The organism is Nocardia sp. NPDC004278, assembly GCF_053602975.1.
In genome coordinates this window covers 182,768-197,931 of record NZ_JBSGEQ010000008.1, presented here as the reverse complement: position 1 = coordinate 197,931, position 15,164 = coordinate 182,768, and the positions used below count along the sequence as shown (strand labels likewise).

Genomic DNA, 15,164 nt, shown 5'->3' with positions numbered 1-15,164 from the left:
AGTCCGACCTACGCCGCCCCCGATCTACCCGGATGTCGCCGATAACCGGGTTGCCCCGGCAGATATTCGGAGCCCACCCCGAAGTTGATGGGTCCGCTATGACGCTTTGACGACATAGGGGGCGATACTGCCCAGCTTTTCGCAGGTCTCCTCGAATTCCCGGTCCGGCCGTGACTGCCCGACGATGCCAGCGCCCGCACGCAGCCAGGCGCCCTCGGTGGTCTGATAGACCGCGCGCAGCACCAGCGTGGCCTCCAGCGCACCGGACGGCGAAACCGTCACGACGGCACCGGAGTACAGACCGCGCGGCGCACCGTCGAGTCGGAATACCGAATCCACGCCCGCCCGCTTCGGAATGCCGGACGCGGTGACCGACGGGAAAAGCACTTCCAGCGCATCCCAACTGGTGCGGTCCGCCGCGAGGCGTCCCCGCACGGTGGAGGCCAGATGCTGCACGCTGCCGCGTTCGCGAACCGCCATGAAATCGGAGACCGCGGGCGTGCCCGGATCGGCCACCGCGGTGATCTCGGCAAAGGAGGTCTGGACCGAAATCGCGTGCTCCACGATCTCTTTGGGATCGGTGACCAGGTCCGCACGAGCCGCCATATCGATCGCCGCACCGAGGCCGAAGGCACGGGTTCCGGCGAGCGGCTCGGTGGTGACCACCCGATCCTCATCGACGGCGGCGACCAGTTCCGGACTGAATCCCGCCGCCTCCAGCCCACCGAGGCGCAGCAGGAACGACCGTGCGGGAGTGTTGTTGGCACGGCCGAGCCGGTAGGTGGCCGGTACGTCGACCGCGAAGGGCAGATCGACCTTTCTGGACAGAATGACCTTCTGGTAACGGCCGGAACGGATCTCCGCGACCGCCTCGGTGACCCGGTCGCGATATCCGGTCGGATCCAGGCGCACATCGACCGGCTGCGCGCGCGGCAATTCGGTGTCCTGCGAGGCGGCAATGAGATCGTGAATGTCGTTGGCCTCGGCGGGGGTAGCACCGGAGATCCGGACGCCGAATGCGCCGACCCGCACCTCGATGCGCGGAATCATCAAATGGGCCAGCGTCGTTCGCGGATCCAGATGTGCGGTCGCATCCAATGCCCATGCGCAGAATTCGAATCCGATCCAGCCGTAGGCCCGGCGCCCACCCAGCGGCAGCATGCCGAGTGCCCGGTCGATGACACTGGCCGGACTGCCCTCCCACGCACCGGCCGTAACGCGCCCGTCCCAACTCACGCGCAATTCATTCGCGTCGAGTTCAACGCCGCCCAGGGGGTCGGCTGCGAATACCCATTCGCCGAGCCGCTCGTACACCACGTATTCGCCGAAGCGCTCGGCCGCCGCCAGCCGGGACATCGCTGCCGCCGGATCGGTCACATACTCAACGCGCAAGCGCTCCGTGGTCGACAACGATCCTCCAAGGTTATGCTGACCTAACTTTGAGAAGTAAGGTTAGCATTACCTCTCTAGATCGCCAGCGTCCCGACGGCCGCAGCGACGACCGCGAAAACCGTTACTCCGCAGGCAGCGCGAGCGCAGCACGCTCGACACTCAACAGACTCTCCGTACTGTGCTCCGCGTGGTAAGCCGCCCCGCCGCCGCGCAGGCCGAACAGGCGCTTGCTGTAGACCAGCCAGACCACCGCGGCGATATTGATCAACAGCGCGCCGATGCGCAGCACGGTGATCTTCTCGGTCAATTCGTAGATCTCCAACGGCAGGAAGATGCTGGTCGCGATGACGGCGAAATATTCGCCCCAGCGCTTGACCAGCCACAGCCCGACCGCCTCGATGGCCTGCAGCGCCGCGTAGCAAAGGATGCCGATACCCACCCACAGCAGCGTCGTATTCGACAGCGAGAACGCTTGATCGATCAGATGCACGATCTTGGATCGGTCGATATCCCACCCGATCTGATCGGCCAGCGGCCGCAGCAGCGGCAGATCCCGTTCGAAGTCGGCCCGCATGGTCTCGCGCGAGGAACGGAACTTGAAGACGGCGAGCGCGGCCACCACCAACAGCAATCCGCGTACCACCCGCTCGATCGCCAGCGCCCGCATCAGCCAGCGGTCGCGCAGCAGTCGCCCGCGCGGCACCTCCGGCGCATGATCGGCGGGCCCGGAGCCGACCGGTTCGCCCGGTACGAAGGTGCCGCAGCGCAGACACCGCCACGCAACCCCCGCCACGGTCTGCACATGCAGACGCTCCGCCAGATCCTGCTCATCCGGCGCGTAGGTGTAGTGGCCGTGCCAGCCGCACGCGCGTAACGCCCAATCCATGCGCGCAGCCTAGTTAATGATCACCATCGGCAGCGATCGAAACCATCGTGTCCGCCGCCGCTCACCGGGCTCGCGGCCGACTCGCCCGCCGGAGTTCCTGCGCGGAATCCCCTGGCGGGCTTGAATAGGGGGATCGGCAGTTGCGGAGGAAAAGCATGATCGATCACCGCGGGGATTCGCCCGCTCCGGCTCGAGCGACCGCACCCGGATCGGTGGTGGCGCTCATCGACGCGGGCTCCGGAGTGGAACGCGAACTCGTCGGCGCCTGGCTCGCCGACGGCGGGCTCGAGCACGAACTCGGCATCGACGCACCCGTCACCCAGTTGGATCTGGACGCGGGCGCGATCGGCGCTCGACTGGTCGGACGGCGCGACGATCCACTCGTGGTACCGATCCGTGTGCTGTGGCTACCGCCCGAGCGCGACGGGGTCCGACGCATCACCTTCGCCGACCTGGCCCTGCTGACCAATCCACGCAAGCCGAACCGCCTCGCACAGCGCCGGTTGGTCGGCGAGCCGGACCGGCACGTGGTGCTCACCGGTCAGCCCGCCCTGCTCAGCGAGCTGCGCGCCAATAATCCGGAGGCGGCGGCATTGCTGGTCAAGGGCTCCACCGAGCCGTTCGCCCGCGCCATTGTGCGCGCGGCGGTGGTCGCGCTGGAACGCGCGGAACGCTCCGTCATCGGCGACCGGTACAAGGTGCCGCGGCTGGTAGCCGAGGAGATCCTGGACTCCCCGGAATTCCTGCGCCGTCTCGAATTCATCGCCGATCAGCTCGGCGCCAGTCCGCATGAGGTGTACCGGCGGGCGGAGAAGGCGCTGCGCGAACTCGTCGCCGCGCAGAGCAGGCTGGTCACGGATCTGTTCACCCAGGCGATGCGCCCGGTCCACGCCTCGACCTGGAAGGTGGACTCCGACGACACCGGTCTGGACGGACTGCGCGCGCTCAACCGGAGCTATCCGCTGGTCTTCCTGCCTTCGCACCGGTCCTATGTCGATGCGTTCGTCCTCGGTGATGTGCTGGCCCGCAATGACTTCCCGCCGAATCATGTGATCGGCGGCGCGAATCTGAGCTTCTGGCCGATGGGACCGATCGCCCGGCGCACCGGCACCGTCTTCATTCGCCGCAGCTTCGGTGACGACGAGGTCTACAAGGCGGTGGTCGAGGAGTACTTCGCCTATCTGCTGTCCAAGCGATTCAATATGGAGTGGTACTTCGAGGGCGGCCGGACGCGCACCGGGAAGCTGCGTCCACCGCGCTACGGACTGCTGAACTACCTTGCCGCCGCGGTCCGTTCGAATCGGATCGACGATGTCCTGCTCGTCCCGGTCTCGATCACCTATGAGCGGCTCAACGAACTCGGCGCCATCGCGACCGAGCAGGTGGGCGGGACCAAGAAGCCGGAGGGGCTGGCCTGGCTGGCGCGTTATGTACGCAGCCAACAGCATTCGGCCGGACACGTCTACGTGCGCTTCGGTGCGCCGCTGTCGGCGCGCGATCGCCTTGCGGCATACGGTGATCCGCTCACCCCGCCGCCGGTGACGATTCCGCTGCACGGCGTCGAGCGGTCCGCGCCCCAGCCGACCGCGACGGCGGAGTCCGAGCATGTCGCAGAGCTGGAGCGAAAGGCGGTGCAGCGGTTGGCCTTCGAGGTCGCCGTCGGCATCAACGAGGTCACGCCGATCACCGTCAACGCGCTGGTCACGCTGGCGCTGCTCGGTGTGCACGAGCGCGCGCTCACCCTCGGCGAGGTGCGCGCCGTGCTGGCCCCGGTGCTGGGCTATATCGAGAAGCGCGATCTGCCGCGCGGCGAGCTGGCGGCATTGCGCGATGAACAGAGCCTGGCGGTCGTGCTCGAGCAGCTGTCGCTGGCCAGGGTCGTCACGGTGTATCGCGGTGGGCTGGAACCGGTCTACTCGATCGAAGCGGGTGCGCACCTGGAGGCCGCATTCTATCGCAATAGCGCGGTGCACTGGTTCATCAACCGCGCCATCCTCGAATTGTCCATCCTGGCGGGGCTGGAGAAGCAGGCGCCGGATCAGCTGCGGGCCGGCTGGGACGAGGCCTTCGAGCTACGCGATCTGCTGAAGTTCGAATTCTTCTTCCCGGAGCGGGCCGAATTCTCGGCGCAGATGACCGCGGAGATGCTGCTGGTCGATCCGGATTGGTATGCCCACACCGCCGAGGACACGCTCGGAGTGGACATTCTGCACAAGCTCACCGCCTCCGGATTCATGATGGCCCACCGTGCGCTGCGCTCGTTCGTCGACGCGCAGCTGGTGGTGGCCGAGCGGCTGGCGGCCCGCGATAACGCCGAGCAGATCGACCGCAAGGAATTCATCGACGAATGCGTCGCTGTCGGCCAACAGATGCTGTTGCAGCAGCGGCTGCACAGTCCGGAGTCGGTCTCCACCGAACTGTTCACCAGCGCATTGAAACTCGCGGACAACCGCGGCCTGCTGGCTCCGGTGAGTCGTGATTCGGCCAAGCGCAGGGCCGAATTGACCCGGCGCCGAATCGAGTTCGCCGATCAGCTGCGCACCATCGCCGCCCTGATCTCGCAGGCCGCCGCACTCGATCCGTCGAATCGGCCCGGGCTGGGGGCCTGATGGAGTCATCGAATACCGCGGAGTCGCAGCACCGAGCGACCCCAGCGGATCTGGCGACGGCGATTGCCGCGATCCGATCCGGACCGCAGGGACCGCAGATCGCCGCGGTCTTCGATTTCGGTGGCACCGTGGTGGACGGTTTCGCACGTCCGCCTTGGTGGCGGCGGAGACTCCAGCGCGACAGAGCCCCCGCGAAAACACTGCTCGGCGGTATCCGCGACGGGCTCACCGACGGCGAATACGGTCGGTTTCTACAGCAGGCCGAGCGCACACTGGCCGACCATCCGGAGGCCGAACTGGAGCAATTGGGCGAGCGGCTGTTCCGGCGCACCATCTACGGACATCTGTATCCCGAAGCGTGGCAGCTGATCCGCACGCACGAGGCCGCGGGGCACACCGTGGTACTGGTGACCGCGCTGACCCGGTTCCAGGTCGAGCCCGCCGCGGACGCACTCGGCATCGACCATGTGCTGTACACCCGAATGGCGACGACCGACGGCGTACTGACCGGATACGCCGAGGGAAGAACGCTGTGGCGCAATGGCAAAGCCGATGCGGTCCGCGAATTCGCCGCGGCACACGGCCTGGATATCACCCACAGCTACGCCTACGCCGACAGCATCGCCGATCTGCCGTTGCTATCGGTGGTCGGATATCCGGTCGCGGTGAATCCCGATCGCAAGCTCGGCATCGCTGCCGCCGAACAGCATTGGCCGATCGTGACCTTCCGTCCTCGGCAACCGCCACGCCCGAGTGACTATCTACGCACCATCGCCGGATTCGCCGGACTGCTGGGCGGGGCGCTATTCGGCGTGCTGACCAAGTCGTACACCCATCAGCGGCGGCAGATGGCCGATGCGCTGATGGCCGATGGGACCGGCGCGACGCTGGCGGCGACCGGGATCCGACTGCGGGTCACCGGTGCGCAGCACGCCCGTGCGCCGCGGCCCGCCGTCTTCCTGTTCAACCATCAGAGCCAATTCGACGTCATCATCCTGCCCAAGGTGCTCGGGGGTGGTGTGACGGGAATCGGCAAGAAGGAGCTGACCAAGAATCCGATTTTCGGTCCGCTGATGCGGTTCGTCGGTGTCACCTTTATCGACCGTGCCAACACCACACAGGCCAAGGCGGCCCTCGCCCCGGTGGTGGGGACGTTGCGCGATGGATTGTCGATCGTGGTCGCGCCCGAGGGGACCCGGTCGTACACGCCGGGTATCGGCCCGTTCAAGAAGGGCGCTTTCCACATCGCGATCCAGGCCGGGGTGCCGGTGATCCCGGTGGTGATCCGCAATGCGGGCGAGGTCAACTGGCGCAATTCGATGGTCGCGCGTAAGGGCACGGTGGATGTCGCCATCCTCGACCCGATCGACGTCAGCGGCTGGGATCCGAACGATATGGACGACCAGGTCGAAGCTGTCCGTCAGCGCTACCTCGACACCCTGCTGAACTGGCCCGCGCCGGACTAGACCGCGCGGCCGAACAGCAGCTTCCACGGCATCAGCGCCGATTCCAGCTGCACCTTGAGGCTCATCTTGGAGGCGCCGAGGGTGCGCTCCTCGAACCGGATCGGAACCTCCGCGATCCCAATGCCCTTCTGCACGGTCCGGTAGTTCATCTCGACCTGGAACGAGTACCCGTTGCTGTGAATCGAGGCCACGTCGATGGCGCGCAGGGTGTCGGCCCGCCATGCCTTGAATCCGGCGGTCGCATCCTTCACACCGATCCGCAGGATCAGGTTCACGTAGAAGTTGGCCCACGCCGACAGCGCCTTGCGGTACCACTTCCATTCCTCGGCGGTCGACCCGCCGGGCACATAGCGCGAACCGAGTACGACACCGGCATCGGTGGTGTTCAGCTTCTCCAGCATCGCCGGAATGACCTCGGCCGGATGTGACAGGTCGGCGTCCATCTGGATCACCACATCGGCGCCCTCGTCCAGTGCCCGGGTGATCCCGGCCACGTAGGCGCGGCCCAATCCGTTCTTCTCGGTTCGGTGCAGCACGCCGACCACGTTCGGCAGCTCCGCCGCCAACTTGTCGGCGACCTCACCGGTACCGTCCGGCGAATTGTCATCCACCACGAGCACATGCAGGTCGGGCACCGGCAGCGCCGTCAGCCGCTCCACCGCAACCGGCAGATTTTCCCGCTCGTTGTAGGTCGGCACAACAACGGTAACCCTCAAGGGTCGCCCTCCCTGCTCACCTGTTCCAGCCCGCTGACCCACGACAGGACCCCGAGCATTCGTCTGATTGCAAAGAACCGTACTTGATCGACCTAAAGAGCTCCTGAGCGCATACGGGCTCCCGTCACCGCCCGTTTTCCGGCGACATGCCGACTACCTCGCAGATCGCACCGCCCACCGCCCGGGCACTCCGGCCCGCGGCCCCACTCCTGGGATGAAATCAGTTGCCCCGCACCGCCCCTGACGCGCCCTCACTTCTGCTCGTCGCGCCAATCCCGATCCCGGGCATCCTCGCGGGCATTGCGCGCATGCACGATCTCCAAGGCCCGTTCGGCCGTCCGCTGATCCGGATAAGGCCCCATCCGATCCCGGAACCAGCACTGCTTCCCGTTCTCGGCCCGCTGATGCTTCAAGCAGTAGTACCACTTCTCCGCCATGCCCCCAGCATTGCACCACCATGATCACCGCACCGAGATTTCCGGCCATCCCGGCTCATGCGCAGTCGGTGCGGACCGGTGATCTATCCGTGAGCGCGCCCCTGCGTCGCCTCGACGTAGATCCGCATCCCCTCGCCGATCTTTCCGGCCGCGTTCTCCAACTGCTCGGGAGTCAGATGTTTGCCGAATGCGGCGGCGTCGAGGAGTTGCCCGCGAACCTGCTCGAGGTTCGTCCGTGCCCGGTCGAGGCGAGAACTGTCCGGCATAACCGGAGACTACCGCTGATCGAACAAATTTTCGATAGCGAACTCCTCTAGCGCTCGAACTTCTTAGCAGGGTTGCTCGGTTTACGCTCCGAGCACATCGAGGGATGCCTGGACATCGAGGTCCACCGATTCCGCGTCAGCTACATCCACACCAAGCTCGGCGATCGAACCCCCAGCACGGCCTATACCGGGCGTGAACAGCGGCAAACCCGCGCGATCAGCGGCACTATCGCTCACTCGACCACGCTGTTATCAGTCTGACGAGACTGGGCGCCGGAGCCGGTGGCGGCCATTATCGACGTCGGCCGACAATAGGCTCACATGGTGCCTGATATCCACCAGAAGCCCGCTCTGGTCACGCAGATCGTGGATAAGCGGGGGCTGCTCGCGCACGGGGACGCTGTCACGCCGCACCGTCATACGGAGGGGCAGTTGCTGTATCCCTCGGCGGGCGTCCTCGCCACCACGACAGAGCGGGGCACGTGGGTCGCCCCGGCCAACTGTGTCGCGTGGACGCCGCCGGGTTTCGAGCACTACCACCGCGCGTACGGGCAAACGGAGGTCCGGGTGGTGGAAATATCCGGCACACTGTGCGCGTCGCTGCCGGACCAGCCAATGGTGTTCGCGGTATCCCCGCTGCTGCGGGAGGCGTTGCTGGTGCTCACCAGTGGTCGTGAGCTTCGGCCGGAGGCGCGGGACCGGCTTCGCGGGGTGGTCGTGGACGAACTGGTCGATGGTCGCGAGCAGACCCTGTACCTTCCGGAGCCGGCCGATGATCGTCTTCGTGCGGTCACGGACCTACTGCATGCCGATCCCGCGGCACCGTCGACGTTGGCGGAATTGGGGCGGGCGGTCGGGGCCAGCGAACGGACCCTGAGCCGCCTGTTCCAGGCCGAGCTGGGGATGGGCTTTCATCAGTGGCGGAGCCTGCTGCGGGTCCAGCACGCGCTCATCAGGCTTACCGAGGGAGATGCGGTCATCGATACGGCCGCCCGGCTGGGATGGGCCAACCCGACCAGCTTCATCGAAGCATTCACCGCCATCATCGGCCGAACACCGGGGCGATATCAGATGGAACTCCGACGCGGAGACCCATGAGCACCACAGACTTGGCGGGTTTCCGGCATATTGCGTCAACATACCGGTACCGCGCAGCACCGAGGTCCAGCGACCATGGGGTATGCCAACAAACCAACCAACGTTCGAAGCGGACGAGAACACCACCGTGGTGATCGTGGGAGCGGGAATCGCCGGGCTCACGCTCGGCAATTTCCTGCTACACAGCGGGATCAATTGCGTCATCTTGGAGCAGCGCAGCCGCGAGTACGTCGAGCAGCGGCAGCGGGCCGGGGTTATCGATACCCGGGCGACACGCATGTTCCGTGCGTGGGGGCTCGAAGATCGGGTGGTCGGCGGTGTCCCGACCGAGTCTGCGCTGAACTTCCGCATCGATGGACAGACGCGCGCCCTCGAACTCGACTCGAACGATCACGGCGACGGCCGTTTCTGCCCCCAGCAGGTCCTTGTCCGCAACCTGATCGATGTCTTCCTCAGCGACGGTGGAGACCTGCGCTTCGACGCCGAGGTCTCGGTGGAGAACCTCGCCGGTGACGAACGCCCGCTCGTCCGCTACCGGGACAGCACCGGCTCGGCACGGGTGATCAGCTGCGAGTTCATCGCCGGCTGTGACGGTGACCGCGGGGTCAGCCGGGCCGCCATCCCCGATGAGATACTCACGCGTCACTCGCATGAGTACGGGTACGCGTGGCTGACCATCCTGGCGGAGGTGCCCGCCGATCACCAGTCCATGATGGCGCTGCACCCACGTGGATTCGCCGGGCAGTTCGCTCGCGGTCCACACGCGAGCCGGTTCTATCTGCAGTGCCCGCTCGGTACTCCACAGTGGACAAACGAGCGCATTTGGGACGAGCTCGAGACTCGATTCGGTGAGCCCATGTCCCGCGGCCCGATCAGCAGCACGCAGTTGGTTCCGCTGCGCAGTGTGGTGTACGACCCGATGAGTTACGGTCGGCTGTACCTACTCGGGGACGCTGCCCACATCGCTCCCCCGATGAGCGCCAAAGGAATGAACCTCGCCCTGCACGACGCCGAGGTATTCGCGAACGCCGTAGTCCGCTACCGGACGGATCACGACTCGAGCCTGCTCGACACATACTCGTCGACGTGTCTCGCTCACGTATGGAACTACCAGGCATTCGCGACGTGGTGGACCGAACTGGTGCACAACGCCGCCGACGCCTCGCATCAAGGCGAATTCCGGCACCGGATCGCCCGAGCAGACCTTGCGCGCCTGTTCGAGTCCGGCTCGGCGAACCGACTGTTCAGTGAGTTCATCGCCGGGCTGAACTAACCGGCCTGGCGGCGGGCGTAGAGCGGAAGGACGTCCGGTCGATGAGCCCCAAAAACCAAAAAGACGAGGGAACTCCCGCGTGCGCTCTGTGTACGCAGGGGTCCCTCGTTTTTGAGTGGCCAGGGCCGGGATCGAACCGGCGACCTTCCGCTTTTCAGGCGGACGCTCGTACCAACTGAGCTACCTGGCCGCAGGCACCCGTGGTGAATGCCATACGCGAAACGCCGGATTACTCCGGCGCTCACTTGCGACCCTGACGGGACTCGAACCCGCGACCTCCGCCGTGACAGGGCGGCGCGCTAACCAACTGCGCCACAGGGCCTTGCGTTACTTCCAACGATCCGAAGACCGTACCCCCTACGGGATTCGAACCCGCGCTACCGCCTTGAAAGGGCGGCGTCCTAGGCCGCTAGACGAAGGGGGCTCGCCCCGGATTTCTCCGGATCGGCTTCAACGGCTGTCCGTTGGGAGCTGGGATAGCTTATGACAGACCGACCACGTTTCCCAAATCGGCTGTTCAGGCTCCCAATCCGAGCTCTTCCAGCCGGGCCTGGGCGCGCCAGCCGTCATTGCGGAACTTCTCCTCCCACTCCTGGGTGGCCATCGCCTCGACCACGACCTCGAGCGCTTCCTGGAACCGGGCACGCAGATCGACCCCGTTGCCGAGGATGTCCACCAGGTAGCGCTGGCCGGCCAGCGCGGCGGAGAGGGTGCGAGTGAAGCGGTCCGGGTCGGCGTCGGAGCGCAGCTGCCCCTGATCGATGGCCCGGATCGCGAGCGCCCTGGTCGCGCGGCCGAGGATCCGACCGCCGCCGGTCTGCACATCGCGATAGAAGTCCGGTTCGATGATCAGCCGGAATTCGGCCTGCACGATGATGTCGTGCTCGAGCCGCAACGCCATCTCGTCGATCATCCCGTGCAGCACATCGAGCGGACCGAGATCGGTTCTGGCAAGCCAACGTTCGGCCGATGCCCGGTATCGTTCGACCGCGGTGTCGAGAACGGCGCGTGCCAGATCTTCCTTGGAATCGAAATGAAAGTACATGGCGCCCTTAGTGGCGCGTGAACCTTCCAATATGCGGTTGAGCGATGCAGCGGCATAGCCGCTCTTCCCGAACTCAACGGCGGCGGACCTGATTATCGCCGCGCGTGTCCGGCGGGCCCGCTCTTGCTGCCGTGCCATGCTCGAAACGCCTCCGAAGCCTACTCGCCGCCAAACGGTGCCCCCCAATGGAACGGACCCTTGGCGCGAAGTTATGAGTTTTATCAATACTTCAAACCGGGATTTCGCCCAGTTTCAAACTTTCGGTACGAAAACTTGCGAAAATCCTGAAACACACCAGCTGGTATAGTTTTCCTGCCCAGGTGCGCCGCAGGGGGTGCGCACCTGGGCATTACTTCGTCTCGGATCTGCCTCCCCCGGCGTCGACTCGTAGGAGGTCACGATCGGCCGTACCGGTCGCGACACGTTCGGGCACAACAACGATAAGCCGAATTCCGGATCGCCGGGTAAGTCGGCGATTCCTCCGTAATTCACCAAGTCGTCACGGTACCCGGAAAGGCCATCCGACACGCGGCAAACCGAAGACTCGAGCGGACGAAACATCCGGATATCTGTTACAGCTAACATCGCGCAATCACGCGATCGAGCCGCTTTGATTTCCGAATTCGGCAGCGACGCAGCACCGTTCACCCGAGTCGACCAGCGCACCGATCGCCGCGGCACCGACCGCGCGACACCGGCCAGCCGCCTCGCTGCGTCCCCCCGTGCGCTGACCCTACACCCCCCGCAAATCCAAAGACATTGGTACGCAACATGATTGGATGGTAGCCCGGCGCGGGCGAAATGAACAAAGCTGGGCACCAAACGTTTACCCGCAGCATCGCCGCGCGCACGCGCCGTGTTACCCGCTACACCAGCATGACTCGCCCCCGCCCCCGGTAACCCCGAGCGAACCGAACCGCGGCCCACCTGCCGCGTCCCGCCCCCGGTTACCCGATCCGCGCCGAGCCAACTACACTGTCCCTCCGCGCCCCTATAGCTCAGTTGGTAGAGCTACGGACTTTTAATCCGCAGGTCGTAGGTTCGAGCCCTACTGGGGGCACCGCATCAGGCGTCCGGTTTCATACCGGACGCCTGAGTCTTTTTCGGTCCGTTCGCACACCCGACGTACGTCGGCACCGACCGCGAATCGGCACATTTTCGGGCAGGCTTTCCCATACCGCGGGCACGTCCCCGCACACCGGGGACACCCCCCGACAACATGTGGAGACGATGACGCCCTTCGATGATCTGCTCTCCCGAGTTCCCATTGCACAGCTCGCCGACAAAGTTGGGTGTCGACCAACTCACTGCGACGAATGCGGTAAAGGCGGCATTGCCGACCCTGCTCGGCGGATCACCGGCCAACGCGACCGAACCGGCGGGCGCTCTGATCGGCGCGCTGGACCAGCACGGGCGAACTCGTCGAAGGCGAGGGCGCGGCGGATGTCAGGTCGATATCGCCAGCGGGTCGAAGATCGTCGACAAGGCCTACGGCGCGAAGCAGAATGCGGTGATCAGCGCGCTCGGCGCGACCGCGGGCACCGTCGGCAACGACCTGGTCGCCAAGCTGCTGCCAATGCTGGCTCCCATCGTGATGGCCCATCCGGCCGAGCAGTTGACCCGCGGCGGTGACGGCATGGCGGCGCCGCGGACACAGTCGGGCGGCGGCATCGGCGACATGCTCGGCGGTCTGCTCGGCGGCAGCAGCAACAGCGGCGGCATCGGGGGCACGATCGGAGAAGCGTTGGCCGAGAACGCAGGTGGTGCGCTCGAAAGCATGCTGGACGGTCTTTTCTGGCGCAAACGCTGAGGCTCGCCCGCGCCGACACTCCCGACTCTGTGCGATGTCCCACGCTGGGCTAACGACTCTCGGGCCATAGCGATAGACCCCGCACGCGGACCAACCCCCTACACTCGGGATGGTTGTCGTACGCCAACGTTGGCGTATGACGTCTATCACGACGTGTTCTTTGTCGGCCGGATGCGTTTCGCATCACACCTACGGTGCCGTAAGGTATGGCCGCATCGACACGGTCTAACCAGGGGACTGACCAGCAAGAGCGCCACGCACACATGAAGGGCTTGTATATGGCAAGGGATCTGACTCAACTCGAGCTGCTCACGGAGTTGGAGCCGGTTGCCGAAGAAAACGTCAACCGGCACCTCTCCATGGCAAAGGAATGGCATCCGCACGACTATGTCCCGTGGGATGAAGGCCGCAACTTCGCGGCACTCGGCGGCGTGGACTGGGACCCGGAGCAGTCCCGACTGAACGAGGTCGCGAAGGCGGCCATGATCACGAATCTGCTGACCGAAGACAACCTGCCCTCCTACCACCGCGAGATCGCTGAGAACTTCTCCCAGGACGGCGCTTGGGGCACCTGGGTCGGCCGCTGGACGGCCGAGGAGAACCGCCACGGCATCGTCATGCGCGACTACCTCGTTGTCACCCGTGGCGTCGATCCCGTGGCGCTCGAGGAAGCGCGCATGGTCCACATGACCAACGGCTTCGCCTCCCCCACCGAGGCCGATGCGGGCTTCCTGCATTCGGTCGCGTACGTGACCTTCCAGGAGCTGGCCACCCGGGTCAGCCACCGCAATACCGGCAGGGTCTGCGACGACCCGATCGCCGACCGCATGCTGCAGCGCGTCGCCGCCGACGAGAACCTACACATGATCTTCTACCGCAACATGTGCGGCGCGGCCCTCGACCTGTCCCCCGACCAGGCGCTCGAGGCGATCACTCTGATCCTGGAGAACTTCCAGATGCCCGGCGCGGGTATGCCCAACTTCCGCCGCAACGGCGTGCTGATGGCCAAGCACGGCATCTACGACCTGCGCCAGCACCTCGAAGAGGTGGTACAGCCGGTGCTCAAGAAGTGGAACATCTTCGAGCGCACCGACTTCACCGCGCGCGGTGAGGCCGTCCGCGAGCGGCTCGGTCTGTTCCTGGAGAAGCTGGGCCAGGACGTCATCAAGTTCGAAGAGCAGCGCGACCGCATGCTCGCCCGCGAGGCGAAGAAGCGGGAGCTGGCCGGGGTCGCCAGCTGATCTCGCCCCGCAAACGACAACGCGCCGCCGCCGGATTTCTCCGGCGGCGGCGCGTTTATATCCGGCAACGCCGATCTCTTCGGCGAGTTTTTAGGTTCAACCGCCGAAACTCGCGGCGGCCCTACTTCATCGGCAGTGCGCCGTCGACACCGCCGACATCGGTGATCTTCCAGTCCGAGTTCTTATCCAGTGTGACGTTGTAGGTCACCGTTGTCTGCGCGCCCTCCGGGCTCTGCGCATTCGTCGAACTCACATTTACGAACACGTCGACTTTGTAGACACCGCCTTGTTCCGACATCACCTTTGCGGTAATCGGCGCGGCGGTGGAGGTCCACTTCAACGGAACCAGAATCTGTTCGAGCTTGGGCGCGGTCGCATCGAACTTATTTGCCAGCTGCGGAACGGTATTCGCCTTCAGCTTGGCCACCCAGGACGGGATGTCCTGGTAATTGACGGTGGCCGCGCCGACCGCATATTCGCTGGCGACCTGTTCGGCCCTCTTATCCGCGGCCGCCCGATCCTTTTGCTCGGCGAGATCGCTGCGCGCCGACCACAGCAATCCGGTCAATATGCCGACTGCGATCACCAATGCGCCGATTACGGCGCCGGTGACCACGGTGGAGACGCGAATCGATACGGTTCCCGACTGCCGGTCCGAACGCTGCCCGGACGTATCGGCCTTCGTATCGGATGCCCTCGTCTCGGCAGTCTTGTCCGACTCCATACCGGAGTCGCCGTCCCTGCCTGATGCGGTGCCCTCGATCCGTTCCGTCATTCGTCCTCTCCGATGAGTCTGGTGGTCACGGGCGATACCCGCGAGTAACAGGCTACTGAGGGCGTCCGAGAAGGCCCTGGCACCCTCGGCGCACCGGGAGTGTGCAGCCAGTTCGAACGCTATTCCGAATCCGCCGACGAGCCGGCCGCA

13 protein-coding genes and 4 tRNA genes are annotated in these 15,164 nt (G+C 65.4%); 7 read left to right on the top strand and 10 right to left on the bottom strand.

Annotation, left to right across the window (positions count from 1 at the left end; genetic code table 11):
- Positions 1–96 precede the first annotated feature (96 nt).
- Positions 97–1,410: a nocobactin biosynthesis salicylate synthase NbtS gene (gene nbtS, locus ACWEO2_RS15240; RefSeq protein ID WP_452405835.1), complete on the bottom strand. Its 1,314-nt coding sequence runs from the start codon at positions 1,408–1,410 to the stop codon at positions 97–99.
- A gap of 103 nt (positions 1,411–1,513) precedes the next feature.
- A complete protein-coding gene (locus tag ACWEO2_RS15235) occupies positions 1,514–2,278 on the bottom strand; it encodes a DUF2127 domain-containing protein (RefSeq protein ID WP_355181868.1) in 765 nt (254 codons plus the stop codon).
- 155 nt (positions 2,279–2,433) lie between these two features.
- On the opposite strand from ACWEO2_RS15235, the gene ACWEO2_RS15230 reads away from it, so the two are divergent.
- Together ACWEO2_RS15230 and ACWEO2_RS15225 are read left to right on the top strand one after the other, a co-directional pair.
- Positions 2,434–4,887: a glycerol-3-phosphate 1-O-acyltransferase gene (locus tag ACWEO2_RS15230; RefSeq protein ID WP_452405834.1), complete on the top strand. Its 2,454-nt coding sequence runs from the start codon at positions 2,434–2,436 to the stop codon at positions 4,885–4,887.
- Complete coding sequence (locus ACWEO2_RS15225; protein ID WP_452405833.1) at positions 4,887–6,353, top strand: HAD-IB family hydrolase; 1,467 nt, start codon at positions 4,887–4,889, stop codon at positions 6,351–6,353. The genes ACWEO2_RS15230 and ACWEO2_RS15225 overlap by 1 nt, the downstream gene beginning before the upstream one ends.
- On the opposite strand, the gene ACWEO2_RS15220 is transcribed toward ACWEO2_RS15225, so the two are convergent.
- From ACWEO2_RS15220 to ACWEO2_RS15210, 3 genes are all read right to left on the bottom strand, one after another.
- Positions 6,350–7,069, bottom strand: coding sequence for a polyprenol monophosphomannose synthase (locus ACWEO2_RS15220; RefSeq protein ID WP_452405832.1), 720 nt, complete (start codon positions 7,067–7,069; stop codon positions 6,350–6,352). The genes ACWEO2_RS15225 and ACWEO2_RS15220 overlap by 4 nt on opposite strands.
- 251 nt (positions 7,070–7,320) lie before the next feature.
- A complete protein-coding gene (locus tag ACWEO2_RS15215) occupies positions 7,321–7,506 on the bottom strand; it encodes a hypothetical protein (protein WP_452405831.1) in 186 nt (61 codons plus the stop codon).
- Positions 7,507–7,589: 83 nt separating this feature from the next.
- Positions 7,590–7,772 carry a DUF6374 family protein gene (locus tag ACWEO2_RS15210; RefSeq protein ID WP_355181858.1) on the bottom strand — a complete coding sequence of 61 codons (183 nt, stop codon included), beginning with the start codon at positions 7,770–7,772 and terminating at the stop codon, positions 7,590–7,592.
- A gap of 324 nt (positions 7,773–8,096) precedes the next feature.
- Here ACWEO2_RS15210 and ACWEO2_RS15205 point away from each other — a divergent pair, with 324 nt between their 5' ends.
- Both ACWEO2_RS15205 and ACWEO2_RS15200 read left to right on the top strand, forming a co-directional pair.
- Complete coding sequence (locus ACWEO2_RS15205; RefSeq protein WP_452405830.1) at positions 8,097–8,870, top strand: AraC family transcriptional regulator; 774 nt, start codon at positions 8,097–8,099, stop codon at positions 8,868–8,870.
- Positions 8,871–8,952: 82 nt separating this feature from the next.
- Positions 8,953–10,143, top strand: a complete 1,191-nt coding sequence (locus tag ACWEO2_RS15200) for a 4-hydroxybenzoate 3-monooxygenase (RefSeq protein WP_452405829.1) — start codon at positions 8,953–8,955, stop codon at positions 10,141–10,143.
- Positions 10,144–10,259: 116 nt separating this feature from the next.
- Here ACWEO2_RS15200 and ACWEO2_RS15195 read toward each other — a convergent pair.
- The 4 genes from ACWEO2_RS15195 to ACWEO2_RS15180 all read right to left on the bottom strand — a co-directional run bounded on the left by ACWEO2_RS15195 (position 10,260) and on the right by ACWEO2_RS15180 (position 11,326).
- A tRNA-Phe gene (locus tag ACWEO2_RS15195) sits at positions 10,260–10,333 on the bottom strand.
- 58 nt (positions 10,334–10,391) lie between these two features.
- Positions 10,392–10,465 (bottom strand) — tRNA-Asp (locus ACWEO2_RS15190).
- A gap of 29 nt (positions 10,466–10,494) precedes the next feature.
- Positions 10,495–10,567 (bottom strand) — tRNA-Glu (locus ACWEO2_RS15185).
- A 93-nt stretch (positions 10,568–10,660) separates the two neighbouring features.
- A complete protein-coding gene (locus ACWEO2_RS15180; RefSeq protein ID WP_355181856.1) occupies positions 10,661–11,326 on the bottom strand; it encodes a TetR/AcrR family transcriptional regulator in 666 nt (221 codons plus the stop codon).
- An 849-nt stretch (positions 11,327–12,175) separates the two neighbouring features.
- Here ACWEO2_RS15180 and ACWEO2_RS15175 point away from each other — a divergent pair.
- From ACWEO2_RS15175 to ACWEO2_RS15165, 3 genes are all read left to right on the top strand, one after another.
- Positions 12,176–12,248 (top strand) — tRNA-Lys (locus tag ACWEO2_RS15175).
- Between the two features lie 183 nt (positions 12,249–12,431).
- The gene (locus tag ACWEO2_RS15170; protein WP_452405828.1) at positions 12,432–12,998 is read left to right on the top strand and encodes a DUF937 domain-containing protein; all 567 of its coding nucleotides are present in this window, start codon (positions 12,432–12,434) and stop codon (positions 12,996–12,998) included.
- A gap of 278 nt (positions 12,999–13,276) precedes the next feature.
- Positions 13,277–14,239 (top strand): acyl-ACP desaturase, encoded by a 963-nt coding sequence (locus tag ACWEO2_RS15165; protein WP_354961786.1) that lies wholly within the window; start codon positions 13,277–13,279, stop codon positions 14,237–14,239.
- Between the two features lie 121 nt (positions 14,240–14,360).
- Here ACWEO2_RS15165 and ACWEO2_RS15160 read toward each other — a convergent pair whose 3' ends face one another.
- Positions 14,361–15,014: a hypothetical protein gene (locus ACWEO2_RS15160; protein WP_452405827.1), complete on the bottom strand. Its 654-nt coding sequence runs from the start codon at positions 15,012–15,014 to the stop codon at positions 14,361–14,363.
- Between the last annotated feature and the right edge of the window lie 150 nt (positions 15,015–15,164).